At 70.8% G+C, this 21,922-nt stretch carries 24 protein-coding genes and 1 tRNA gene; 12 read left to right on the forward strand and 13 right to left on the reverse strand.

Annotation, left to right across the window (positions count from 1 at the left end; translation table 11 throughout):
- Window positions 1-9: 9 nt before the first annotated feature.
- From AC4NMM_RS02720 to AC4NMM_RS02735, 4 genes are all read right to left on the reverse strand, one after another.
- A complete protein-coding gene (locus AC4NMM_RS02720) occupies window positions 10-1,485 on the reverse strand; it encodes a small ribosomal subunit Rsm22 family protein (protein WP_491923469.1) in 1,476 nt (491 codons plus the stop codon).
- A gap of 20 nt (window positions 1,486-1,505) precedes the next feature.
- A complete protein-coding gene (locus AC4NMM_RS02725) occupies window positions 1,506-2,279 on the reverse strand; it encodes a prephenate dehydrogenase (RefSeq protein WP_491923470.1) in 774 nt (257 codons plus the stop codon).
- Between the two features lie 94 nt (window positions 2,280-2,373).
- Complete coding sequence (locus AC4NMM_RS02730) at window positions 2,374-3,702, reverse strand: MFS transporter (protein ID WP_491923471.1); 1,329 nt, start codon at window positions 3,700-3,702, stop codon at window positions 2,374-2,376.
- Window positions 3,703-3,809: 107 nt separating this feature from the next.
- Window positions 3,810-4,490, reverse strand: coding sequence for a DsbA family protein (locus AC4NMM_RS02735; protein ID WP_096393236.1), 681 nt, complete (start codon window positions 4,488-4,490; stop codon window positions 3,810-3,812).
- Between the two features lie 118 nt (window positions 4,491-4,608).
- Here AC4NMM_RS02735 and AC4NMM_RS02740 point away from each other — a divergent pair, with 118 nt between their 5' ends.
- Entirely contained in the window at window positions 4,609-5,001 is a 393-nt protein-coding gene (locus AC4NMM_RS02740; RefSeq protein ID WP_491923472.1) for a DUF5779 family protein, read from the forward strand.
- Window positions 5,002-5,065: 64 nt separating this feature from the next.
- On the opposite strand, the gene AC4NMM_RS02745 is transcribed toward AC4NMM_RS02740, so the two are convergent.
- Window positions 5,066-6,682 carry a long-chain-fatty-acid--CoA ligase gene (locus AC4NMM_RS02745; protein WP_491923473.1) on the reverse strand — a complete coding sequence of 539 codons (1,617 nt, stop codon included), beginning with the start codon at window positions 6,680-6,682 and terminating at the stop codon, window positions 5,066-5,068.
- A 99-nt stretch (window positions 6,683-6,781) separates the two neighbouring features.
- On the opposite strand from AC4NMM_RS02745, the gene AC4NMM_RS02750 reads away from it, so the two are divergent.
- The 4 genes from AC4NMM_RS02750 (at window position 6,782) to AC4NMM_RS02765 (ending at window position 9,264) form a co-directional block, all read left to right on the forward strand.
- The gene (locus AC4NMM_RS02750; RefSeq protein WP_096393233.1) at window positions 6,782-7,024 is read left to right on the forward strand and encodes a hypothetical protein; all 243 of its coding nucleotides are present in this window, start codon (window positions 6,782-6,784) and stop codon (window positions 7,022-7,024) included.
- Window positions 7,025-7,181: 157 nt separating this feature from the next.
- Window positions 7,182-7,256 (forward strand) — tRNA-Met (locus tag AC4NMM_RS02755).
- Between the two features lie 121 nt (window positions 7,257-7,377).
- Complete coding sequence (locus AC4NMM_RS02760) at window positions 7,378-7,989, forward strand: translation initiation factor IF-2 subunit beta (protein WP_096393232.1); 612 nt, start codon at window positions 7,378-7,380, stop codon at window positions 7,987-7,989.
- A 99-nt stretch (window positions 7,990-8,088) separates the two neighbouring features.
- Window positions 8,089-9,264 carry a M24 family metallopeptidase gene (locus AC4NMM_RS02765; RefSeq protein WP_096393231.1) on the forward strand — a complete coding sequence of 392 codons (1,176 nt, stop codon included), beginning with the start codon at window positions 8,089-8,091 and terminating at the stop codon, window positions 9,262-9,264.
- Window positions 9,265-9,301: 37 nt separating this feature from the next.
- Here the strand turns inward: AC4NMM_RS02765 and AC4NMM_RS02770 are convergent, their stop codons facing one another.
- From AC4NMM_RS02770 to AC4NMM_RS02780, 3 genes are all read right to left on the reverse strand, one after another.
- Window positions 9,302-9,454, reverse strand: a complete 153-nt coding sequence (locus AC4NMM_RS02770; RefSeq protein WP_172863917.1) for a hypothetical protein — start codon at window positions 9,452-9,454, stop codon at window positions 9,302-9,304.
- 106 nt (window positions 9,455-9,560) lie between these two features.
- Window positions 9,561-11,975, reverse strand: a complete 2,415-nt coding sequence (locus AC4NMM_RS02775) for an ATP-dependent DNA helicase (RefSeq protein WP_096393230.1) — start codon at window positions 11,973-11,975, stop codon at window positions 9,561-9,563.
- Between the two features lie 115 nt (window positions 11,976-12,090).
- A complete protein-coding gene (locus AC4NMM_RS02780; RefSeq protein WP_096393229.1) occupies window positions 12,091-12,747 on the reverse strand; it encodes an HAD family hydrolase in 657 nt (218 codons plus the stop codon).
- 135 nt (window positions 12,748-12,882) lie between these two features.
- Between AC4NMM_RS02780 and AC4NMM_RS02785 the strand changes: the two genes are divergently transcribed.
- Complete coding sequence (locus AC4NMM_RS02785) at window positions 12,883-13,332, forward strand: TIGR00725 family protein (RefSeq protein ID WP_491923474.1); 450 nt, start codon at window positions 12,883-12,885, stop codon at window positions 13,330-13,332.
- Between the two features lie 18 nt (window positions 13,333-13,350).
- Here AC4NMM_RS02785 and AC4NMM_RS02790 read toward each other — a convergent pair whose 3' ends face one another.
- Window positions 13,351-14,505, reverse strand: a complete 1,155-nt coding sequence (locus AC4NMM_RS02790; protein WP_096393227.1) for a cobalamin-independent methionine synthase II family protein — start codon at window positions 14,503-14,505, stop codon at window positions 13,351-13,353.
- Window positions 14,506-14,690: 185 nt separating this feature from the next.
- Between AC4NMM_RS02790 and AC4NMM_RS02795 the strand changes: the two genes are divergently transcribed.
- Together AC4NMM_RS02795 and AC4NMM_RS02800 are read left to right on the forward strand one after the other, a co-directional pair.
- Complete coding sequence (locus tag AC4NMM_RS02795) at window positions 14,691-14,891, forward strand: hypothetical protein (RefSeq protein ID WP_491923475.1); 201 nt, start codon at window positions 14,691-14,693, stop codon at window positions 14,889-14,891.
- The gene (locus tag AC4NMM_RS02800; protein WP_096393225.1) at window positions 14,888-15,103 is read left to right on the forward strand and encodes a DUF8015 family protein; all 216 of its coding nucleotides are present in this window, start codon (window positions 14,888-14,890) and stop codon (window positions 15,101-15,103) included. Before AC4NMM_RS02795 ends, AC4NMM_RS02800 begins: the two co-directional genes overlap by 4 nt.
- 723 nt (window positions 15,104-15,826) lie before the next feature.
- Here AC4NMM_RS02800 and dph2 read toward each other — a convergent pair.
- Window positions 15,827-16,870 (reverse strand): diphthamide biosynthesis enzyme Dph2, encoded by a 1,044-nt coding sequence (dph2, locus tag AC4NMM_RS02805; protein WP_491923476.1) that lies wholly within the window; start codon window positions 16,868-16,870, stop codon window positions 15,827-15,829.
- Between the two features lie 93 nt (window positions 16,871-16,963).
- Window positions 16,964-17,665 (reverse strand): hypothetical protein, encoded by a 702-nt coding sequence (locus AC4NMM_RS02810; RefSeq protein ID WP_491923477.1) that lies wholly within the window; start codon window positions 17,663-17,665, stop codon window positions 16,964-16,966.
- A 128-nt stretch (window positions 17,666-17,793) separates the two neighbouring features.
- Between AC4NMM_RS02810 and AC4NMM_RS02815 the strand changes: the two genes are divergently transcribed.
- The 4 genes from AC4NMM_RS02815 (at window position 17,794) to AC4NMM_RS02830 (ending at window position 20,439) form a co-directional block, all read left to right on the forward strand.
- Window positions 17,794-18,453, forward strand: a complete 660-nt coding sequence (locus AC4NMM_RS02815) for an alpha/beta hydrolase (RefSeq protein WP_096393222.1) — start codon at window positions 17,794-17,796, stop codon at window positions 18,451-18,453.
- Between the two features lie 69 nt (window positions 18,454-18,522).
- Window positions 18,523-18,897 carry a YlbF/YmcA family competence regulator gene (locus AC4NMM_RS02820; RefSeq protein ID WP_096393221.1) on the forward strand — a complete coding sequence of 125 codons (375 nt, stop codon included), beginning with the start codon at window positions 18,523-18,525 and terminating at the stop codon, window positions 18,895-18,897.
- A gap of 94 nt (window positions 18,898-18,991) precedes the next feature.
- The gene (locus AC4NMM_RS02825) at window positions 18,992-19,714 is read left to right on the forward strand and encodes a nucleotide-binding protein (RefSeq protein ID WP_096393220.1); all 723 of its coding nucleotides are present in this window, start codon (window positions 18,992-18,994) and stop codon (window positions 19,712-19,714) included.
- Window positions 19,715-19,818: 104 nt separating this feature from the next.
- Window positions 19,819-20,439: an RAD55 family ATPase gene (locus tag AC4NMM_RS02830; protein WP_096393219.1), complete on the forward strand. Its 621-nt coding sequence runs from the start codon at window positions 19,819-19,821 to the stop codon at window positions 20,437-20,439.
- A 26-nt stretch (window positions 20,440-20,465) separates the two neighbouring features.
- Here the strand turns inward: AC4NMM_RS02830 and AC4NMM_RS02835 are convergent, their stop codons facing one another.
- Both AC4NMM_RS02835 and AC4NMM_RS02840 read right to left on the reverse strand, forming a co-directional pair.
- Window positions 20,466-20,726 carry a DUF8049 family protein gene (locus AC4NMM_RS02835; RefSeq protein WP_096393218.1) on the reverse strand — a complete coding sequence of 87 codons (261 nt, stop codon included), beginning with the start codon at window positions 20,724-20,726 and terminating at the stop codon, window positions 20,466-20,468.
- 108 nt (window positions 20,727-20,834) lie between these two features.
- Window positions 20,835-21,770, reverse strand: a complete 936-nt coding sequence (locus AC4NMM_RS02840; RefSeq protein WP_096393217.1) for an FKBP-type peptidyl-prolyl cis-trans isomerase — start codon at window positions 21,768-21,770, stop codon at window positions 20,835-20,837.
- Between the last annotated feature and the right edge of the window lie 152 nt (window positions 21,771-21,922).

Here is a 21,922-nt window from a genome sequence, read left to right on the forward strand (position 1 = left end):
CGCGACCGCTCAGGGCGCGACCAGGTCGACGACCGTCTCGTCGTCGACGACGACGTTGTACGCCCCCTCGTCCTCGTTCCAGAGGACGAGCCCGTTCTCCACGAAGACGACCGACCCGTAGCCGGCCTCTCGGAGGTCGCGGTTCAGCGCCGTCTCGCGGGTACAGACGAGGTAGTGGTCGGTCGCCTGCGAGCCGTCGCCGACGCGGTAGAGGGCGTTGTCCCCCTCGCTCAAGTCGTGGCTCAGCTTCACCGCGAGCAGGTTCACCCGGTCGGTGACGTGGCGCTCCGACTCGGCCATGCGCGCGCACCGCTCCGCGCTCGCCTCGACGTCGACCCGGCGCTTGCCGTCGCGGCGGAGGATCGAGTAGGCGAACTGGACGTCGACGTTGACGAACTCGCCCGGCTCGTCGGTCTCGCCCCGCGCCGTCGCCTCGTCGAGCCGGCGCTGGAACGGCGGGACCGCGATGTCGGGCGCGACGTCGAACGACCAGCCGCGGTCGCTCGGCACGGCGTCGGGCCACAGCCGCAGCGCCGGCGAGTAGATTTCGGCGTCGCGCCCCGGGTTGCCGCCGGACGCGACGAGCTCGCGCTCGACCCGACGGAGTCCGATCGCGGTGTTCCGGTCCGCGGGCGCGAACGCGACGAAGCTCCCGTCGGGCGCGAGCGCGTCGAGCGCGGCGTCCGCGACCGCGACCGGGTCGGCCAGCTCCGAGAGGACGTTGCCGAAGAGAACGAGGTCGAAGGGGTCGTCCGTCGCGGGATCCGCCCCCCCGGCGTCGCCGCCCTCGCCGCCCCCTTCGAGCCCGAGGAACGCCTCGGCGGTCGTCTCGTGGACCGTCGTCCGGAAGTTGCGGCCGGTCTCCTCTAACATTCGGTCGAGGACCTCGGTGGCCGCGCTCGGCTCGACGGCGTGGTAGTCGACGACGGCGTCGTCGGGGAGGTAGTCGTGGAGCCCGAGCGCGGGCCCGCCGACGCCCGCGCCAACGTCGAGGACGCGGAGCGTCCGGTCCAGCAGCCCGTTCTCGGTCAGGTCGTCGAGGACGTAGCCGACCGTCGCGTAGTACGCCGGCAGGTGGTAGATCGCGTAGCCGAGCGCCGCGACGCGGTCGTACTCGACCTCGTTCTCGTAGAGGTAGTCGGTCTTCAGCCGGCGGACGCGCTCGCGGAGCGCGTCGCCGGACTCCCCGCGGTGCCAGTTCGCGCCGTACTCGCGGACCAGCAGGTCCTCGACCGCGAACGCGTATGCCTCCGGGAGCGCCTCGGGCGCCCAGCCCGGCGGGTCGATTGGGGTCTCCTCGACGGGGACGAAGGTCGCGTCCTCCCGCTCGCGAAGCCGGAGATCGAACGCCTCCTCGCGGAGCGTCTCGCGGACGACCGCCGGGTGCGGGCTCCCCTCGATGTACTCGGCGATCTCCTCAGGGTCGATCGGTCTGACGTTGCGCAGGTAGTTCGCGTTGTTCCGGACCGCTGTTCTGTCGATCATTGGTGTCTCATCGCCTCGTCTCACTCCAGCCGGTCCCGCCCCTCGCGGTCGCCGCGGGCGCGCTCGTACAGGTCGGCGAACGCTTCGTCGTCCGCCTCGGCGATCGCCGCCGCGGCGTCGGCCACGTCCTCGGCGCCGTCGAACGCCCGCTGGATCTCGGCGTACACCCCGGGCGACCCCTCGGTGACGGTGTCGGCGACCTCCTCCAGCGCGGCCGACACGGGGGTGTGGAACTCCTCGCGGACCGGCTCCGCCGCGAGCCGCCACGCCAGCACCGCGGCGTGGGCCCCGGCCTGGACCGTCTCCATCGCCTCGTCGTGTTCGGCGGCGGTCGTCTCGAAGGCGTCGTTGCCGCCGGCCTCGATCGACGCGGTGAGCCCCTCGACGGCCGGCCCGCCCTCGTCGACGACGACCGCGACGTTCCCCGGGACCCGCGGCGGCGCGAACAGCGGGTGGTAGCTCGCGCGTTCGAGGCCGGGAGCGTGCTCGCGCATCGCCGCGACCGCGTCGGTCATCTCGCCGGAGACGTCGACGATCGCCTCCTCCGCGCGGGGCGCGTACGCCTCGACGGCCGCGGGCACCGCCGACATCGGCACCGCGAGGCAGACCGCGTCGTGGGTCGAATCGCCGTCCGCGTCGACCGTCCGCGCGTCGCGACTCGCCGCGGCGTCGGCTGCCACGGACGGGTCGTGGTCGGCGAACGCGACGCTCGCGTCGACCGGCGCGGCGTCGGCCGAGACGGTGTCGGCGACCCAGCGCCCGATCTCGCCCGCGCCGACGACGAGGAGGTCCATCGGTTACGGGATCCGAGGTGTTGCGCCGGTTAAAAGGCCTCGCCTCGGGGCGGCCGGCAGCTCGGGGAGAGACCTCGTGTCATCCGCCGGCCCCCTACCCTTCGGCCCCGAGCCGGCCGACGACGCCCGCGCCGGGCGATATCGACCGGACCGCCGGGAGTAGCGCGATAGCGATGGCGAGCTCCAGCCCGCCGACCGCGAGGAACGCGGGCGTGTAGCCGAACGCGTCGGTGGCGCCCCCGCCGATGAGGAAGCCGGTGAGGAAGCCGAGCGAGCCGAACACGTTGAACAGCCCCATCGCCGCGCCGCGGACCTCCGGCTCGACGAGGTCGGTGACGAGCGCCATCGTCGCGGGCGCCATCAGCGCGCCGCAGGCGCCGACGAGGACCATTAGCCCCGCGGCGATCGGGTACGCCGGCGCGACGCCGACGCCGATCGTGACGACGCCGTACGCGAGCGAGCCGGCTACCACGGGGAGGAAGCGCCCGATCCGGTCCGAGAGCGCCCCGAACGGCGACTGAAGCAGCGCGAACGGGACAAAAAAGAGGGCGAGCGTCGCGCCCGCGCCGGCCGCCGAGAGCCCGAACGTCGCCGGGTCCTGAAAGTAGTAGACGCCGACCAAGGCGAAAAAGCCCGCAGTCAGCCGGTCGACGAAGCCGAACGCCAGGGGCACGAGAAGTCCGGGCGTCGTCCGCGCGCGGGCGAGCACGTCGCGGAAGCCGACCTCGTCGGTCTCGGTCGCTTCGGCGTCGACTCCCGATACCGTCGCCGACGTCACCGCCCGGTCGTCGACCGTCGCCGCGAGCAGGCCCGCCGCGGCCAGCACGACCGCGCCGGCGTACACCGGGTACAGCGCGCCCAGATCGGCGAGCGTCCCGCCGACGACCGAGCCCACCGCGGCCCCGAGCCCGATTGCGAGTCCCGCGGCTCCCATGTTGCGGCCGTTGCCGCCGCGGAGGTCCATGAGGAGGGTGATCGACAGCGAGAACGCGCCGATGGTGAGCGCGCCCCCGACCACCCTGACGAGGAGTGCGGCCTCGAAGCCAAGTCCGAGTCCCGGTAGCGACGCGAGCGCGACGTACGACGTCGCGCCGCCAAGCGCACCGACGACGATCAGGGGGATCCGCGTTCCGAGCGCGTCCGAGAGCGCGCCCCAGACGACCGCGAACGTCACGAACGCACCGAACTCCGCCACGAGGAACCACATTCCGGCGTCGATGCCGGCGGGGGCGCCGAGCGCGACGACGAGGTCCGGCACGCCGGGGTAGAGGAGGACCTGCGAGATCAGCACCGCGAGGACGACCGCGCCGAGGCGACGGCGTTCGCCGGCGTCGGCCTCGGCCGCGGCGGACGGGTCGCCGTCGACCGAGGCGTCGACGCGGCCGGAGTCGTCGGCTTCGACGGAGGGATCGGCGTCGCTCATCTACTTATAAAACGGGGCGAACGGCCAAAAGATCGACGTTCCGGGAATATTCGCTCGGCGGTCGCGACTGTGCCCGTTCGGTTCCCACCGGGCTCGTCGCGCGCGTCTCAGAGCTCGGCGTCTATCGCAGCCGCGATCGACTGGGCGCCGTACCCCTCCTCGACGGGGCTTCCGTTCACGAAGATCGTCGGCGTCCCCTCGACGCCCATCGACGCGCCCTCCGACCTGTCGTCCGCGGTCGCCTCTCCGTACGCCGCGTACCGCGCGTCCGACAGCACCGCGCAGGGGTCGGCGCCCGCGGCCTCCGCAGCGGCGCCGATCGCCTCGCCGCTGTAGCTCCCCTGCGACTCGTAGGCGGCCGTGGCGAACTCGAAGAACGCCTCGTCGCCGTTGCGCGCGCCGACGCCGCGGGCCGCGCTCGCGACGGGGACCGCCCACGTCTCGTCGACCGGGATCGGCCAGTCCCAGTGTTCGTACCGAATCTCGCCCGGTTCGATGTACTCGTCGCGGATGATCGGGAAGTGGTTGAGCTTGTAGCTCGCGCAGTGCCCGCAGGTGAAGTCCTCGAACGCCTGAACGACCACGTCCGACTCGGGGTCGCCGAGGGTCGGCCGGTAGTCGAGGTTCGGGTCCGACGGCTCCGTCAGCTCGCAGTCGTACTCGCCCGTGTCGAGCTCGACGCCGCTGAGGTCGAGGTCGGTGCCGCCGCCACCGCCGAGACACCCCGCCGCGCCGACGACGCCGACCGTCGCACCCGCCGCGAGCAGGGACCGCCGCGTGCGTTCCATGCCCTGCGATCGGGCGGGGACGCACTTAATCACACCGTGAACCGGCGAGCGCGACGGCGGCCCCGCCGACGGGGTTCCGGTCCCGAACGCTTTTGCCGCCGCCTGTCGACCCCAAGGTATGAGCGACTGGGACCTCGACCTGCGGGACGCCGAGGAGAAGATGGACGAGGCGTTCGCGGCCGCCGGCGACGTCGTCCTCGGCGTGCTGGACGGCACGACGGACCCGGAGGAGTGGGTCCGCAGCGTCGACTACGGGAACACGCTGGTGCTGTCGATCGAGGGCGACCTCAACGAGCTCGCCGCCCCCTTCGCGCGCGACGTGAAGGAGATGGACGGCGAGCTGATGCACTTCCGCGGCTTCCTCGTCGTGACTCCGCCGGGCGTGAGCATCGAGGCCGACCGGCTGAGCGACGCCGGCGGCGACGAGGAGGGGGGTGTTCGGGGCGGCGACGCCGGCGACGAGGAGGGCACCGGCGCGGACCGGAGCGGCGCGGATGCCGACCAGAACTGAGCGGCTTGCTGAAAGACGGAGCCGCTGACCGCCCGAGACGCCTCGCGAACTCGTCCGGGGTTCGCTACCCCTCGCCGACCATCCGCTCCTCGTCGTCCCACTCGCGCTCGCGCAGCTCGTACTTCTGTATCTTCCCGGTCGCGGTGGTTGGGAGCTCCTCGACGAACTCGACCTCGCCGGGCGTCTTGTAGTCGGCGACGCGCTCGCGGACGAACGTCTTCAGCTCCTCGGGCGTCGCGCCCGCGTCGTCCGGGTCGCCGCTCTCCGGGACGACGAACGCCTTCGGCGTCTCGCCCCAGCGCTCGTCGGGCGCCGGGATGACGGCGGCGTCGGAGACGGCGTCGTGTTCGAAGAGGGTGTCCTCCAACTCGATCGAGGAGATGTTCTCCCCGCCGGAGATGATGATGTCCTTTTTCCGATCTTGGATCGAGACGAAGCCGTCCTCGTCGACGACGGCCAGGTCGCCCATGTGGTAGTACCCCTCCAGCCGCTCCGAGAACGCCTCCTCGGTGGCCTCGGGCTTGTTCCAGTACCGGTCCATCACCTGGTTCCCGCGGACGACGATCTCGCCGATCGTCTCGCCGTCGGCAGCCACGTCCTCGCCGTCCTCGTCGACGACGCGCACGTCGGTGCCGAGGTAGCCGATGCCCTGCGTCTTCTTCACTGCGAAGCGGTCGTCGGCGTCGGCGTCGAAGTGGCGCTTCGCGTCCGAGGTGGTGATCAGCGGGCCCGTCTCGGTCGCGCCGTACACGTGTTTGAGGTCCCAGCCGAACTCCTCCTCGACGGTCCGGATCGTCGCCTCCGGCGGCGCCGCGCCCGCGGTGGCGACCCGCACGTCGTTGTCGCCGGTCGTCTCGCCGCCGTGTTCGGCGTGGTGGTCGCCGAGCATGTTGAGGACGGTCGGCGCCGCACAGAAGTACGAGACGTTCTCCTCGCGAATCCGCTCGAACGCCTCCGCGACGTCGACCCCGCGGGTACAGACGTGCCGCGCGCCCGCGCCGGTGATCGCGTAGATGTGGCCCCACCCGTTGACGTGGAACATCGGCAGCGTCCACAGGTACACGTCGTCGTCGGTGATCTCCTGGTGGATCGAGATCAGGTACGCGTGGAGCGTCTCGGCGCGGTGGGTCCGGCAGACGCCCTTCGGGTCGCCCGTCGTCCCGGAGGTGTAGTTGATCGTGATCACGTCGTCCTCGTCCATCTCCGGGCGCTCGTAGGCGTCGGGGTCCGCGTCGTCGAGCGCGGCGTCGAACGACTCCCAGTCGCCCTCGACCGCGTCGGCGTCGTTCGTGAGGAACGTCTCCGTGGGCACCTCGTCGCGAACCGCCTCGACGTTCTCCGCGTACTCCGCGTCGGCGTAGATGGCGTCGACGCCGGCGTCCGAGAGCATGTACGAGAAGTCGTCCGGCGTGAGCCGGTAGTTCAGCGGCGCGTGGACCGCGCCGACCTGCATCGCGCCGTAGGCGGCCTCCAAGTGGTAGTGCGTGTTCGGGTCCAGCACCGCGACCCGATCGCCCTTCTCGATCCCGCGCTCCTGAAGCGCGGCGGAGAAGCGGTCGGCGCGCTCGCCGAGCTCCGCGTACGTGTACCGCGTCCCGTCGACCGCGAGGACCGCCTCCTCGTCGGCGTAGTGGCGCCGCGCCCGGTCCAGAAAGTCCGTCGTCAACAGCGGCTTGTGCATCGTCTGTCACTATCGATGATGAGTAAAATGGTTTGCGGCCGACGCAAGGGAGGGACGGTCGCGGGAGCCTTTTCACGGTCGGCCGCGGAGGAGTGGGAAATGAGCGACGGGTCCGAGGGGTCGGCGTTCGACGAGGGGTACGTGATTCCGATCGCGGGACTGCTGTCGTTCATGTTCGCGCTGATGGCGGGGCTCACCGCGCAGCGGGCGCTTTCGGGCGACCCTGCCGACGTCGCCGTGACAGTCGGCTTCGCCCTCGTGGCGGTCCTCGCGCTCCGGATCCGGATGAAGGCCGTCGCGGCGCAGTCGGCGGGCGACGACGGGAACGCGAGCGAGGAGTGACCGCGAGCCGCGGGCCGCGACGCGGCCGCTCGGTGCGGTCTGACGGAGCGATTCGAGCGCCCGCGCGAGGGTGCGCGACCGCCGCGGACGCGTGGACGAATCGCACACCGGCGTCGGGATCAGAACCCTTAACAGTCGCACCCGATTGTGCTACGATAGCGGGATGGGATAGCCAGGAGATTCCGCCGGGCTCATAACCCGGAGATCGGTAGTTCAAATCTACCTCCCGCTATTTTCTTTCGAAGGCGACCAACTCCTGGCCGACTGCTCCCTTCCTAACACGGTCTCTGCCTTCCAGAGCCGCCGCCACCGAACCCGGAAGCGATTTCCGTCGCGCTGTCGTTTCCTCGCGTATGGATTACGAATCGAGCCTCGACCGCGCGATGGATGAGGTACCGGACCTCGGCGGCTCCGACGAGCGACTGTCGGTTCCCGATCCGGAATGGCAGAAGGACGGCGCGTTCACCCGCCTGACGAACCTCTCCGCGATCGCCGACGCCCTGAGCCGCGAGCCAGAACACGTCCACTCGAAGATCCAGCAGGAGCTGGGGACCGCGGGCCAGTACGAGGACGGCCGCGCGCGCTACAGCGGGAACTTCCGCGAGCGCGACTTCCAGGCCGCGATCGACTCGTACATCGAGTCGTTCGTCACCTGCTCCGAGTGCGGCCTCCCGGACACACGACTGGAGACCGAGAACCGGACGCCGATGCTCCGCTGTGAGGCCTGCGGGGCGTTCCGCCCGGTGGCGAAGCAGAACACTTCCGACACCCAGCGGCAGGAGGACGCCGTCGAGTCGGGCAACACGTACGAGCTCGAAATCGTCGGCACCGGCCGCAAGGGCGACGGCGTCGCCGAGCGCGGCGAGTACACCATCTTCGTCCCCGGCGCGCAGGAGGGCGAGACCGTGACCGCCTACATCAAGAACGTCTCCGGCAACCTCGCGTTCGCCCGCCGCGAGAGCTGAGGCGGCCGGGGTGCCGACGGCGCCGGCACCGGACCGACGCCGTCGGCACCGCCGTTCCGCTACCCGACCGTTTATCAGCGCGTTCGCGTATCCTGAGCCATGGCCACGCGACTCCCCGAGTCGGCGTTCGCGGACCGGCTCGCCGCGGTCCGGGACCGGCTCGCCGAGACCGACGCCGACGCCGCGACGTGGGTCGGCGCGACGGCGATAGAGTACCTCACCGGCTTCCACCACATCCAGACGGAGCGCCCGGTCGTCCTCGCGGTCACCGACGACCGCGTCGAGGTCACCGTGCCGCGGCTGGAGGTCGAGCGCGTCGATCCCAACCCGCGGATCGACGCCGTCCACGACTACTTCGACTACCCGGGCGGCGAGCCGGTCGCGGTCGCCGTCGAGATGCTGAACGACCTCGGCGCCGACGCGATCGCCGCCGACGCCGACGGGCCGCCGGGCGTGATGGGGTACGAAGGGCCCGCATTCTCCGAGTCCCTCGACGTCGAGACGCAGTCGTGGGTCGACCGGATGCGCTGGGCGAAGTCCGACGCGGAGGTGGACCTGATCCGCGAGTCGGCCAAGTGGGCCAACCTCGGGCACCGCTACCTCGCCGATTTCTCCGAGCCGGGCGCGCACCCGGCGACCGTCTCGCAGCGCGCGTCGACCGAGGCCTCCCGCGCCATGCTCGACGCGCTCGGCGACGCGTACAGCGTCCGCGTCCGCGGCGACGGACCGGTCCACGCGGGCTACATCTCCGGCGAGGAGACCGCGCTCCCCCACGGACACACCCCGAACGAACGGCTCTCCGAGGGCGACGTGCTGGTCACGGGCGCGACGGCGAACGTCGACGGGTACCGCTCGGAGTTAGAGCGGACGATGTTCGTCGGCGGCTACTCGGACGAGCAGGCGCACTACTTCGAGCTCATGCTGGAGGCGCAGACGCTCGCGATCGACGCCCTCGGCCCGGGCGTGCCGGTCGCCGAGGTCGACGAGGTCGTCTGGGAGTACTTCGAGGAGCAGGGCGTGACCGACCTCGCGCAGCACCACGTCGGCCACAACATCGGGCTCGGCGCCCACGAGCCGCCGTACATCGACCGGGGCTGGGGCGAGCGCTACGACGGCGACGACGCCGTGATGGCGCCCGGCCACGTGTACACGATCGAACCCGGGATCTACACCGACGAGTACGGGTACCGCCACTCCGACACGGTCGCGATCACCGAGTCGGGGACCGAACGACTCACGAACTTCCCGCGCGACATCGACTCGAACGTCGTCTGAGCGGACCGGACGTCGCTCGGCTCCCGGAGAACCCCGGTCACTCGATCCGGTCGACCGCCACCCGGTGACCGGTGTCCGCGGCGTGGTCCCGGCCGTAGGCGTCGGCGTCGCCGGCGAGACCGATCAGCCGCTCGAAGGGGCACTCGCGACAGACGACGTGGTACAGCTCGCCGGGAGAGGGGGGTTCCATACCTCGACACACGTCCCCCGAGACCCTAGTTACGCGCCTCCTACTCGCGTCGAACGGCACGTTAGCCGCGTGGTATCGACCCTCTTCCCCGAACGAAGCCGCCGGGTCAGCCGCCTCCGTTCGCCTGCGGCGTCGACTCGAACCGGTCGAGCGCGACCTCCAGCATGTCGGGACTGACGGGCTGGTACTCCTCGCGCTCGTGTTCGGGCAGGTACTCTCGGACGCCGTTCCACGAGTCGCGCGCGTAGCGGGCGTCGAGCAGCACGCGGACGCCGCGCTCGTCCGGACCGCGGATGACGCGGCCGACCGCCTGCCGGGCCTTCCGCACGGCGGGGACGGTGAGCGCCGTCTCGAAGCCCGACTCGAACCGGCGGTCGTAGGCGGTGATCACCGCCCGCGTCTGCGGCCGCGCCGTGTTGATGATCGGGACGCCGCAGACGACGGCGGCGGAGAGCCGGTCGCCGCGGTAGTCGACGCCCTCCGTGAGCGTCCCGCGGAGGCTCGTCACCAACACCTTCCCGTCGCCGGCGAAGAAGTCGTCCTTCAGCGACTCCGTCTCGCGGTCGCCGGAGGACTCGTCCAAGAGGACCGGCTTGTCGAGCCGCTCCGAGAGGGACTCCGCCATCCACGTGGCCTCCGCGTAGCTCGGGGTACCCACGAGGACGTTCCCCTCGCGGCGCGCGACCGCCGCCGTCGCGTCGAGGTGCGCGAGCCGGGTCGGGTTCTCCTCGCCCGGCGCGCCGCGGTTCTGATGGGTGAACTTCGGGGCGTCCACCGCGAGGCTCGCCCGGTTCTCCTCGGGGAAGGAGAGCCCGTAGGTTCGCTCGACGACCGGGCGCCCGCGCTCCGCGAGGTGGTCGAGCCCGGTCACCTCCCGGAACAGGTCCATCGGCTCCAGCGTCGCGCTCATGAGGACGCCGCCGCCGAACTCCGCGAGGCGATCGCCGATCGGCTCGCTCGGGAGGCAGTTGTGGAGCGCGAGGCGCGCGTTGTACGCCCGGCGCCACGAGTCCGGCGGCTCCGTCTCGTCGAAGGTGCGTTCGAGCTCGATCGCCCGGAAGAAGTCGGTGTGACCCTCGCGGTACCAGGCGTTGAGGGTGCGGCCGACGCCGGGCGCCGCGCGCTGCTTGTCCTCGTCTTCCAGCGAGTCGAGGACGCGCTTGACCACCGCGCCGACCTGCTCGGCGCGCGCCCAGACGCGCTCCCCGTACCCCTCGCCGTCCGCCCACGCCGTGATCTCGTCTTCGCCCGGCTCCTCGGGGTCGCGGAGCGGGATCTCCTCGTCGTCGAGCTCGCGCATCGACGCCCGCCAGTCCGGGCGCTCGCGGTCGAGGTGCGCGGTCACGCGGCGGTCGAGCTCGCCGCGGAGGTCCGCGTAGAACTCCCGGACCGCCTCGATCTCCTCGACCGCCACGTCCGCGTCCTCCAGTTCGCCGCGGACCAAGGCGGCGTCGTCCGACTCCGCGCCCGCGCTCTCGAACGAGAGCGGCTGGACGACCCGGGTGAGCTCGTTCTCCGCGTCGCGGAGGCTGGCGTCCGCGACCGCGTCGCTCACGAGGTCGCGCACGCGCGGTTCGAGCATGTGCGCCTCGTCGCAGACGACGAACGTCGAGTCGTCGAGCAGCGCGCCGGTGAACGTCCCGGTCGTCACGGGGTCGAACGCGTGGTAGTAGTTGCCGATGACGACCTCGACCTCGGGGACGAGCGCGCCCATGACCGAGTGGGGACAGGAGCCGTGGCCCGCGGCGAGCCGGACGAGCTCGTCGGCGTCGACGTGGCCGAGCTCGGTGACGTCGAACGGGACCGCCTCCGCCTGATCACCGTCGTCGGGGAGATCGTCGAGGAACCCGGCGTAGAAGGGACAGAACTCGACGTCGTCGTACTCCTCGGTGTCGGGGCGGTACGGGGTCGGCTCGCCGTCGACGGAGAGGTAGTCGGCGGCCGGCGCGCCGCCCTCGTCGGACGCGTCGCCCGGCCCGGACGCGCCGCCCGCGGCGCCTCCGGCGGTTGCCACCGATCCGGAGTCCATCAGTCCCACCTGCTGGCTCCGCGCCTCGCTCACGAGGTTGGAGGTCGTCGTCGCGCCGCCGTCGCCGACGAGATTCCGGGTTCGCTCGCGGAGCCCCTCGCAGCGCTCGTACACGTTCTCGCGGTCGATCCCGCCGCGGTTCTCGCGCGCGTACGGGCAGACGTCCGCCTTGCCGACGAGGGTGAGTCCCGAGACGGGGTCGTACTCGTCCGGGAGGTCGTCGTTTATCGTCCGCAGGTCCGTCTCGAACTGGCGCAGCTGCTGTTTGACGCTGGTGAGGACGAAGACGCGCTCGAACTCGGAGTCCGGGTCGCGGACGCGGTCGAGCCCGGCGGTGAGCGCGAGCATCGTCTTCCCCGTCCCGCAGGCGCCCTCCAGCGCGAGGAAGCCGCCGTCGTCGGCGGCGTCGACGGCGGCGTCGATGCCGTCGGCCTGCTCGGGGTAGGGTTCGGGGTGGCCGAAGAGGTCGGCCCACGGGGGCGAGTCGGTCACGAGCGCGAGTTACGCGCCATGCGATTTAAACGCTTCATCGGCGGCGCGCCGGGTCGCTGCCGACGGGGTCGACGCGTCGCTGCCGAGACGCGGAGTGCGCGGGAGGAACGCGGCCTCACTCCACGATGTCGTGGAGGTCGGAGAGCCGCTCGATCTCCCAGGTTGGCCAGACGTTCAGCTCCCAGTCGCGGCGGTGGGGTCGGCGGATGAACGCCGAGTCGATGCCGGCGTTCTCGGCCGCGCGGACGTCGGACTCGTTGTCGCCGACGAACAAGGCGTTGCCCGCGTCGAGGTCGCCGAGCGCCTGCTCGATGTAGTGCGGATTCGGCTTGCGGAGCTGGAGCGAGTGGATCGTGGGCTCGCGGCCGTAGGCGGCGCCCATGCGGTCGAAGCCGTCGAAGTGGTCGACGAGGAAGTCGACGGTCGCCTGCTGGTTCGACGAGACGATCCCCATCTGGACGTCGAGGTCCTGGAGCTCGTCGAGGTCGTCGTAGGGGGTCTTTCGCCCCTCGCGGGCCTCCTGCTGTTGCGCCCGCGACACCACGTCGTCGCGCGTCCGCCAGAACGACCCCGGATCGAGGTCGTACGTCTGACAGACCGTGCCGACGCTGCCGGGTGTCGCACCGATAGTCATCTGCTCTACGTCGTCCGGATCGGGCTCCTCGACGCCGCACTCCTCGAACGCGTCCCGGGTCGCCTCCCGGAGCACGTCGAAGCGCGTGCGGCCCACGAGGACACCGTCGTTGTCGAACACGACGGTATCGTACGTCATAGCCTTCATTCACGGCGAGGGGGGATAAGGGTTTCAGTGGCCGTCTCGACGACGAGAATCGGACGAAACGTCGGTTCGGACCCGAATGCGGCGTAACCGGGCGGCTTTACCGTCGCCCGCGCTCAGGATCGAACCATGCGCGTCAGCGTCATCGGCGGCAGTTCGATCGACGGGGAGACGGCGGCGGTCGCGGCGGCGCTCGGCGAGCGGCTCGCGGAGCGCGGCCACGTCGTCGTCTGCGGCGGCCTCGGCGGCGTCATGGAGGCGGTCTGCCGCGGCGCCCGCGCGGCCGGCGGCGAGACGGTCGGGATCCTGCCGACGGACGACCGCGGGGACGCGAACCCGCACGTCGCGGTGCCGATCGCGACCGGGATGGGTCACGCGCGAAACGCGCTCGTCGTCATGAACGGCGACGCCGCGATCGCGGTCGACGGCGGTCCGGGGACGCTCTCGGAGATCGGGCTCGCGATCGCGCAGGGGCGCCCGGTCGCGGGGCTCGACACCCACGACGTCGACGGCGTGGAGGCGGCGGCGTCGCCGGCGGAGGCGGTCGCGTACGTCGAGCGAGTCGTCGGCCGCGAGTGACCCCCGGCGCGCGCCGGCTCAGGCGAGCCGCTCGCTCGCGATCTCGGCGCCCTCGACGAGCGCTTCGAGCTTCGCCCACGCGATCTCGGGGTCGACCATGCCGAGGCCGGCCTGCGTCCCGAACCCGCAGTCGGGCGCGGCCGTCAGCGGCGTGCCGTCGTCGACCGCGCCCGCGACGCGCTCCAAGCGGTCCGCGACCGTCTCCGGGTGGTCGATGACGTTCGTCTTCACGTCGACGACGCCGGGGATGAGCGTCCAGCCGTCGGGCACCGGGTGCTCGTCGAACGCGCGATACTCGTGCTGGTGACGCGGGTTCGCCTGCTCGACGCTGAGCCCGGTGATGTCGGCCTCGTAGATCAGCGGCAGCATCTCCGCGAGGTCGGTGTCGAGGTGGTGCGGGCCCTCGTAGCTGCCCCAGCAGGTGTGGAGCCGGACCTGCTCGGCGGGCACGTCCGCGAGCGCCTCGTTGAGCGCCTCGACGTGGAGGCGCGTCGCGTCCTTGGCGGCTTCGAGGGGCTCGTCCGCGTACGCCGCGGTGTGGCCGACCGTCAGCAGCTCCGGGGCGTCGATCTGGAGCGTGAGGCCCGCGTCGGCGACGAGCTCGTACTCCGTCTTCATCGCCTCCGCGACCGCGAACAGGTACTCCTCGTAATCCCCGTAGTGATCGTCGACGTGCGTGGCGGTGACGACGCTCGGCGACGCCGCGGTCATGAACGCGTCGTCGACGTCGCGGTCGGCGGCCGCGAGCGCGTCGGTGAACTCGTCGATTTCGGCCGCTGCCTCCTCGCGGCCCGTGTACTCGACAGCCTCGCTGACGACCGGGTGCATCGAGAGGTCGATCACGTCGGTCTTGAACGTCTCCTCGGCGTAGGAGGGGAACTCCTGGAGGTCGGCCCACAGCTCCGTCTCCCGCTTCCCGTCGATGCCGCTCAGCCGGTCGGCGACGTACCAGTTGAAGGAGACGCGGGACTGCTCGCCGTTGTTGATCGAATCGAGGCCGACCTCGTCCTGCCGGTCGACGACGTCGCGGGTCGCGTCCGCGACCGTCTCGTCCCACTCGTCGGGGTCGACCGCCTCCCCGTCCTGACGGCGGGTGAGCAGGTCGAGCAGTTCCGGCGGTCGCGGCAGGCTACCGATGTGCGTGGTGGAGATGTGGCCGTCGTTCGTCGTCATCGATCCGATCGACGTGATGCTCCCCCAAAAGGGCGGAGGATCCGGCGGAATCGGCACGTTCGGCGCCGCGGCACGGCGGTCCTCTCACACCCGTCGTCCGTCGGCGGACCGAGGTCCGCGGAGCACAACGGACGGTAATTAGATGTAATTAAGATTTATCAGGCCACGGCGAGAGGAATCCGGCAATGAGCGACTACACCACCATCTCGCTGCGGAAGGAGTTCGTCGCGGACGTCGAGGCGTACATCGAGGACGAGCCGTTCGGCTCGGTGAAGGAGTTCGTGAAACACGTCGTCGTCCAGGAGATGGAGTCCGACGAGGGGGTCTCCGAAACCGAGGCCAAACAGATGGCGCAGAAGCTCCGAGACCTGGGGTACATGGAATGAGCGGGCGGGACGGGGAGGTTGCGTCGATCGGTTCCGGCGGGATCGAGCGCGCCGACATCATTCTGCTCGCGATCCCCCTCGCGTTCTGCGCCGTGTACACGGCCGCGTCGCTCCTCGCTCGGGGTTACACGCTTCCGGTCGCCGGGGGATCGCTCGCGGCCGGCGTCCTCGTGGTCGACGGACTGTTCGTGAACCCGCCGGGCGAGGCGTGACGGCCGGTCGGGACGGAATCAGATCAGCAAGCGGATTCCGTGAAATTCCACTTTTAAGAGTCATACCGAGTGAATCAGCCGGCAGAGGGATGCTGCTTCCCGATCGGTAGCGGGAGTACGTGTAGTACGTCGTGAGTGAGGCTATTTATAAGCAGGATCGCGGTGTTGCTGTCGGTTGTTTATAAGTGACTGACGCTGCTGCGGTGAGGGCCTCCAAAGCCCCAGTCGCTCGGTTATAAATAGCCGAATTCGGATCCGCTGACAACACCGCCAAAGCCCCAGTCGCGAGGACGGCGCACACTCGTTGCGCTCCTCGTCACTCGCTTCGCTCGTTCCTGCGGTGCTTACGTCGTCTGCGCCGTCCTCGCGGCTGCCCCTTTGAGTCCCACCCCGAACCGCTCCGCACGGCACCTCACACCTCCCCAGCCTCGCGGTTCGCGCTCTCCGAGCGCTCACCGCGTCCCTCGCGCGGTGCTGCTCGCGGCCTGTCGGCCGCTCGCAGGCACGCGCCACCGCCCACTGTTTATAAGCGTTTGTCGCCGTCGCTCACGACTATTTAAATACGACATCGCGGCCGGCGATCTGCGATACTCACTCCCGTTATCACTCGCCGCTACCTCTGTGCTAGGCGATCGATGACGGAGAAATCATCTTCAAAAAGCGATCCCACCGCCGGAAGAGTTCGACGGACTCTGAAAAGCGAACCTCGCGCTCCGCGCGGCCCTACCAGGTGTCGTGGAACGTGTCGAACTCGATCGAGTCGAGCGGCTTCTCGCCGATTGCGGCCTCGTACTCGCCGGGCGTTAACATCGGCTTGTGGAACCGCGGACCGTCGTCGGTCGTGATCCGGGGGCAGCCCGTGTTGACGAACGCGTCCATGTCGAAGTTGCGCAGGCGGTCCGGCGTCACCTCGTCCATCGTGATCAGGTAGGCGTTCTCGTTGTTGTCGACGATCTCCTGGGCCTTCTCCCAGCGGCCCTGGCCGATCTTCGTACAGAAGATGACGCCCCACTTCTCGGCGTCCATCGCCTTGTGGACCGCGGCGTAGCGCTGCTTGAGGAACTGGTCGTGTTCGGCGACCGACACCGCGTTGTTGACCGGGTCCGCGATGACGACGCGCTTGTCGGGGTGTTCCATCGCGAGCCCGACCGGGTGGAACTTCCCGCCGCCGACGTACAGCACCTGCTCGGCGTCGATGTCCGCGGAGGCGTAGTTACAGCCGAGCACCTGCCCCTCCTTCGTGAGGCGGTCGTCGCCCCGGCGGGTGTGGACCTCGTAGCCGCGCTCCTCCAGCCAGTCCGTCATCTCCTCGAAGCGGTTCATGTGCTGGGCCGTCGTGACGAGGCCCACGTCGGCGTCCTCCTCCGGTGAGGTCAGCTCTTCTTCGAGCGCGTCCTCCATGATCGGGAAGGGGTCGACGTTCGAGAAGAGGGGGACGTAGACGATGCTGTCGGACTCCTTCATCGGCGTGTGGCCGAAGTGGACGAACACGTCCGTGCGGCGCATCAGGTACGTGTCGAGGTCGCAGGCGCCGTAGCAGGGCTGCCCGGACAGCATGAAGGTGACGTCGTCGGGCGCGACCTCGCGGAGGTCGTCGGCGACCTTCGGGCCGCGGCGCTTGAGCCCCTCGGGAAATTGAAGACCGACCTTCGAGGCGTCGCGCTCCTCGATGGCCTCGAGGATTCGGTCGAGTTCGTAGTCCCACTCGCGGTCGTGCTTCAGGGCCATCCCCGTCTTCGTGAGGTCGCCCTCCGTGGAGCCGCTCATATCGAACGAATTGTGCGGCAGGACGGTTAAACGGCGCGTTCGACCCCGAGATCCGTCCCCGACGTTCGTGATCGTCGCCGCTCGGCCGCCGTCTCAGAAGCCGTTTCCGGTGAGCAGTCGGGCGATCCACGCCCGAACGCCGGGCAGCACCGCGCCCGCTTCGACTGCGACGGGATCGCGGTCGACGTCGAGGGGCACCCGCTCCGCGTCGTCGCGCTCGGCGTCCTCGCGGGACCAGACCAACTCGTCTCCGGTTCCGCCGCCGGGCGCGTCGCCCCGGACCTCCCACCCGGGCTCGCCGCGGACGGTGAGTCGATCGGCGCCGAGGTACCGCGTCCCCTCGCCGCCGATGACGAACGGAACCCGCGGAGACGCGGGCGTCAGCGGCGTGAACACCACGGCGCCGAGGTATCGTTCCGTGGCGTTGGGATCGCGGTAATCGACGGCCAGTACGTCGCCGTCAACTCGGACGTCGACATCCTTCGGGTCCGCGATCCCGTCGCGCACCGCGTCGGTGACGACCGCGCGACGGAGCGACCCGTTCGCCGCGAGCGCGTCGCCGCCGGCCGCGAGATCGACCCGCGCCTCCCACGTCGACGACCCGTTACCGTGGAGTGTGACGGTGAGCGAGCTCTCGCCGGCGACCACGGAGTCGCCGTCCGGCGTCGTCCGATCGAGTTCGCAGACGCCGCAGACGGGCGTCGGCGGCGCGCGCGCGTCGACCGGCGGCGCGGCGGCCAAGACGGTCACGGACAGGAGCAGTGCGACCAGCAGGGGGAGGGTGCGGGGACGCATACGCGGACCGTTCGTGCGATCGAACTATAAATTCACGGCGTCGACTCGACCGTATCCCCGCCGACCCCCGTGACGACGCGCTGCCGCGGCCGACGGACCTAACCCCCGCCCTCGCCAACCGCGGACCGATGACCGATATTCCGCTCGAACACGTTCACGTCGCGCCCGACGAGGGAGCCGACGGCGAGCCCGCGCCCGCCGTCTTCGTCCTCCACGGCCGCGGCGCCGACGAGGAGGATCTGCTCCCGGTCGCCGCCGAACTGCCCGACGACCACCACGTCGTCAGCCTCCGCGCGCCCGACCCGCTCCAGGGCGGGTACACGTGGTACGAGCTCGACCTCTCGGCGGGGGGACTGGAGTCGAGCCAGCCCGACGCCGACGACTTCCGCCGGAGCCTCGACCTGATAGTCGAGAGCGTCGAGGCCGCGGTCGGCGCCTACGGGCTCGACGCCGACCGGATCGGCCTGCTCGGGTTCAGCCAGGGCGCGATCACGAGCCTCTCGCTCCTCTTCGAAGACCCCGACCGCTACGCGTGGGTCGTCGCGCTCCACGGCTACCTCGCGGAGTCACACGCGGACCTCGACCCGGACGGGATCGAGGGCAAACCGGTCTTCGTCGGCGCCGGCGCCGGCGACCGCGTGATCCCGGAGTCGCGGACGAGCGCGGCCGTCGAGCGGCTCGAAGCCGTCGGCGCCGACGTCACGAGCGGGAGCTTCCCGGGCGGCCACGGTATCGGCCCGCAGGAGCTCGAAGCGGTGGTCGAGTTCGTCGCGTCGCAGACGGCGTAACGGGCGTCAGAAGCCGACGCCGAGACCCGGCTCCGGCAGGTTCAAACCGCTCGGCCACGATGTCCGGATATGAGCGTCCAACAGGTCTCCATCGAGGACCTCGGCCGAGAGCTCGGCGAGCGGATCGCCGAAACCCCGGAGTACGAACGCTTCGAGGAGGCGAGAGCCGCGGTCCAGCGCGACGAGGACGTACAAGAGCGGATCGACGAGTTCGAGCAGCTCCGCGCGGAGTTCATGCAGGCCCGGCAGACGGGACAGGCGACGAACGACGACCTCCAGCGCGTCCAGGAGGCGCAGGACGAACTCCACTCGATGCCGGTGATGAGCGAGTACCTCGACGCGCAGGAGGAGCTGGAGGACACGCTCGAAGCGGTCAACGAGGCGATCTCCGATCCCCTCGCCGTCGACTTCGGCGGCGAGGCCGGCGGCTGCTGTCAGGACTGACCGCGACTCGAACCCGCCGTCACGGTGAGCTGAACGCCGTACCGCGCTGCGACCGCGGCCGACTCTTTATACCGAATACCGACCCATCCCCGCCGTGATAGCCGTCGCCGGCGGCAAGGGCGGAAGCGGAAAGACGACGACCACCCTCGGGCTCGCCCGCGCGCTCTCGCGGCGCGGCGCGCCGGTGGTCGCGGCCGACGCCGACTGGGACCTCCCGAACCTCGCACGGCTGGCCGCGGAGACGAAGCCCGAGGCCCCGACGGAGACCGGAGCCGAGGGCTCGCCGGTCGGCGCCCGCCCCCGCACCGACGGAGAAGACACGCGGACCGTCCTCGACGCGGTCCGCGGGACGGAGCCGGTCCGCCCCGATCGCTCGGCGCCGACGGTGCTCGCGGCGCCCGACGCGCCGCGGTCGGTCGACGCGGGCGCGACGTTCGACGCGCTCGACGGCGCGACCCCCGACGGCGCACCGGTGTTGCTCGACAGTCCGGCGGGCGCGTCTCCGGACGTGGCCGCGCCCCTGCGGGCGGCGGACCACGCGCTGATCGCGACGCCGCTCAGGCGCGCAGCGCTCCGGGACGCCGCGAAGACGGCGGCGATCGCCCGCCGGCTGGACTGTCCGCCGGTCGGAGCGGTCGTGATCGGCGAGACGGACGTGCCGGACCGGGTGTCGACGCTCCTCGGATGTCCCGTTCTCGGCGCGATTCCGGACGGCGGGGCCGCTCCGCTGTCCGATCCGGGCGTCCGGAGCGCGTACGACGGCCTCGCCTCGCGGCTCGGCGAGACCGCGGCGGCGAGCGGGTGGCAGATCGCGTGAGGATCTCCCCCACCGGCGGCACCGAAACGGCGGACGACGGGGTCGCGACCGGCCGAGAGGGCCGCCATCGACAGACCCAAGCGTCCACAGGCGGCAGCGATCGTATGGAGACGCTTCCGACTGGGATCTCGGTGCTGGACCGACAGTTCGGCGGAGGGCTCCCGAGCGGTAGCGTCGTCGTGTTGAAGGCGAACCCCGACAGCCAGTCCGAACTCATCTTGAACCGGTTCGCCCGGGTCCGGGAGTGCCGCTACCTGACGACCGTCCGGTCCGCCGACGCGGTGGCGGCGGCGCTCAGCCGCGACGGAGACGAGGAGACGACCGTCGAGGCCACGGACGACGCCGGCGACCTCGACGAGGTGGCGTCGCTGACCGGCGACCTCCCCGAGGAGAGCACGCTGATCGTCGACTCCGTGGAGCCGTTGGAAGAGAGCGCGTCGCCGGCGGCGTACGCCGAGTTCCTCGACGGCGTGCGGTCACGGGTGGTCGACGCAGGCGGCGTCGCCCTGCTCCACGCGCTCCGCGGCGGCGAGGACCCGCAGACGCGACGCGTCACGGAGCAGGTCGCGGACGTGGTGTTCGACCTGCGCACCACCGTCACCGGGACCGAGATCGCGAACCGCCTCGTCGTCCCCAAGTTCCGGGGCGGCGCCGCCCTCGAAGAGCCGCTGAAGCTGAAGCTCACCGACGAGGTCGCCGTCGACACGAGCCGCGACATCGCCTGACGGGGTCGACCCGTCGCGCTCCCAGCCTACAGCGCAGCGGACCCGAGGAGGACGACCGCGCCGACGACGCCCGCCGCGACCGCCCAGTTGCGCGCGGTATCGAGCGCCCCGTACGGGCCGCCCTTCCGCGAAAAGAGATACAGCGCGTACACGGCGAGCGGCGCCAGCGTCGGGAGCGTCGCGGCCGAGACGACGCCGGTGAAACTCGACAGCAGCGCGATCGCGACCGTCGCCGCGCCCGCGACCCCGGCGACGAGCGCGTCCTCGCGTGCCCGTTCGATCTCCATACTCGGTGTGGACGCGCCGCCGGGCAAAAGGGATCCGTTCGCCCGGCGGGGCGGTCGCTCGCCGGCCAACAAAAACGGTAGAATCGCGGGGGAGGGAAGCGGAGTCGACTACTCTTCGTCGATCTCGTCGGCGATCTCGTCGGCGTCGACGTCGACGTCCTCGAGCGCCTCCTCGATGTCGACGTCGCCGCCGCCGGCGCCGCCCATGCCGCCCATCATGCCGCCGAGACCGCCCATGCCGCCGCCCTCGATGACCTCCTCGATGACCACGCGGTCGAGGTCGAGGCGGTCCATGAGGTCCTGCGCGATCTGCTGTTTCTGGAACATCCACTGCTGGTTCATCTGCATCGCCTGCGTCGCCGTGACGTAGAGGACGTCCTTCTCGACTTCCTCGGTCTCGACGGTCTCCTCGCCGTCGTCGTCTTCGGTGACGGTCTCCTCTTCCTCCGTTTCCGTCTCGATGCGGACCTCAGGGGCCTCCTGGAGGTACATGCCGAGCATGCCGGCGGCCTGCTCCTCGCGGTCGTCGATCGCTTCGAGGATCTCGTACTCGTACTCGAGGTCCTCGCCGGCCAGCGGGTGGTTGAAGTCGACGCGGGCGCGGCCGCCGATGATCGTCTCGAGGTGGCCCTGCTGGTTGTCGATCTGGACCTGCGCGCCGGGGTAGCGGTCGTCCTCGGGGATCTTGTCGGCCTTGACCGTCTCGACCTCGTCGGGGTCGTACTCGCCGAAGGCGTCCTCGGCGGGGACGTCGACCGTGCCCTCGTCGCCGACGGCGCCGCCGACGAACGCCTCCTCGACGGTGGGGAACACGTGGCCGGCGCCGAGCGCGATGATGCGGGGCTCGAACTCGTACTCCTCGACGTCGATCTCGGCGTCTTCGGCCGTCTCCTCGTCGGTCGTGTCGATGACGCGGCCGTCGTCCGCCGTGCGGATCGTGTACGCGACGCGGACGAAGTCGCCGTCTTCGAGTCCGTCGGCGTCAGTCTCGGTCTCGGTCTCCTCGGCCTCGTCGGCCGCGTCCGCTTGCTCCTGATCGCTCATACCCGAACGTCACCTGTTACACCCTTAAGAAGCACGGTTCGGCCCGAAGGCCGCCGGCGAACGGGAGACTGCGGCGGTTCGGGGTGTGCGGTGCCGGGCGAGCGGGTCCCGGCGGCCGCCGCGAAAGTCCGCAGAGTCCCGCGCCGCTTATG

This window comes from Halorubrum sp. SD41, assembly GCF_058630335.1.

What these genes read in the sequence shown, in the direction of transcription:
- AC4NMM_RS02785 (WP_491923474.1), top strand. Translation starts at nt 12,883, where the DNA reads ATGCGCGTCAGCGTCATCGGCGGCAGTTCGATCGACGGGGAGACGGCG.
- dph2 (WP_491923476.1), bottom strand. Translation starts at nt 16,870, where the DNA reads ATGAGCGGCTCCACGGAGGGCGACCTCACGAAGACGGGGATGGCCCTG.
- AC4NMM_RS02810 (WP_491923477.1), bottom strand. Translation starts at nt 17,665, where the DNA reads ATGCGTCCCCGCACCCTCCCCCTGCTGGTCGCACTGCTCCTGTCCGTG.
- AC4NMM_RS02765 (WP_096393231.1), top strand. Translation starts at nt 8,089, where the DNA reads ATGGCCACGCGACTCCCCGAGTCGGCGTTCGCGGACCGGCTCGCCGCG.
- AC4NMM_RS02800 (WP_096393225.1), top strand. Translation starts at nt 14,888, where the DNA reads ATGAGCGGGCGGGACGGGGAGGTTGCGTCGATCGGTTCCGGCGGGATC.
- AC4NMM_RS02795 (WP_491923475.1), top strand. Translation starts at nt 14,691, where the DNA reads ATGAGCGACTACACCACCATCTCGCTGCGGAAGGAGTTCGTCGCGGAC.
- AC4NMM_RS02745 (WP_491923473.1), bottom strand. Translation starts at nt 6,682, where the DNA reads ATGCACAAGCCGCTGTTGACGACGGACTTTCTGGACCGGGCGCGGCGC.
- AC4NMM_RS02740 (WP_491923472.1), top strand. Translation starts at nt 4,609, where the DNA reads ATGAGCGACTGGGACCTCGACCTGCGGGACGCCGAGGAGAAGATGGAC.
- AC4NMM_RS02770 (WP_172863917.1), bottom strand. Translation starts at nt 9,454, where the DNA reads ATGGAACCCCCCTCTCCCGGCGAGCTGTACCACGTCGTCTGTCGCGAG.
- AC4NMM_RS02730 (WP_491923471.1), bottom strand. Translation starts at nt 3,702, where the DNA reads ATGAGCGACGCCGATCCCTCCGTCGAAGCCGACGACTCCGGCCGCGTC.
- AC4NMM_RS02720 (WP_491923469.1), bottom strand. Translation starts at nt 1,485, where the DNA reads ATGATCGACAGAACAGCGGTCCGGAACAACGCGAACTACCTGCGCAAC.
- AC4NMM_RS02830 (WP_096393219.1), top strand. Translation starts at nt 19,819, where the DNA reads ATGGAGACGCTTCCGACTGGGATCTCGGTGCTGGACCGACAGTTCGGC.
- AC4NMM_RS02735 (WP_096393236.1), bottom strand. Translation starts at nt 4,490, where the DNA reads ATGGAACGCACGCGGCGGTCCCTGCTCGCGGCGGGTGCGACGGTCGGC.
- AC4NMM_RS02760 (WP_096393232.1), top strand. Translation starts at nt 7,378, where the DNA reads ATGGATTACGAATCGAGCCTCGACCGCGCGATGGATGAGGTACCGGAC.
- AC4NMM_RS02780 (WP_096393229.1), bottom strand. Translation starts at nt 12,747, where the DNA reads ATGACGTACGATACCGTCGTGTTCGACAACGACGGTGTCCTCGTGGGC.
- AC4NMM_RS02835 (WP_096393218.1), bottom strand. Translation starts at nt 20,726, where the DNA reads ATGGAGATCGAACGGGCACGCGAGGACGCGCTCGTCGCCGGGGTCGCG.
- AC4NMM_RS02725 (WP_491923470.1), bottom strand. Translation starts at nt 2,279, where the DNA reads ATGGACCTCCTCGTCGTCGGCGCGGGCGAGATCGGGCGCTGGGTCGCC.
- AC4NMM_RS02750 (WP_096393233.1), top strand. Translation starts at nt 6,782, where the DNA reads ATGAGCGACGGGTCCGAGGGGTCGGCGTTCGACGAGGGGTACGTGATT.
- AC4NMM_RS02790 (WP_096393227.1), bottom strand. Translation starts at nt 14,505, where the DNA reads ATGACGACGAACGACGGCCACATCTCCACCACGCACATCGGTAGCCTG.
- AC4NMM_RS02820 (WP_096393221.1), top strand. Translation starts at nt 18,523, where the DNA reads ATGAGCGTCCAACAGGTCTCCATCGAGGACCTCGGCCGAGAGCTCGGC.
- AC4NMM_RS02840 (WP_096393217.1), bottom strand. Translation starts at nt 21,770, where the DNA reads ATGAGCGATCAGGAGCAAGCGGACGCGGCCGACGAGGCCGAGGAGACC.
- AC4NMM_RS02815 (WP_096393222.1), top strand. Translation starts at nt 17,794, where the DNA reads ATGACCGATATTCCGCTCGAACACGTTCACGTCGCGCCCGACGAGGGA.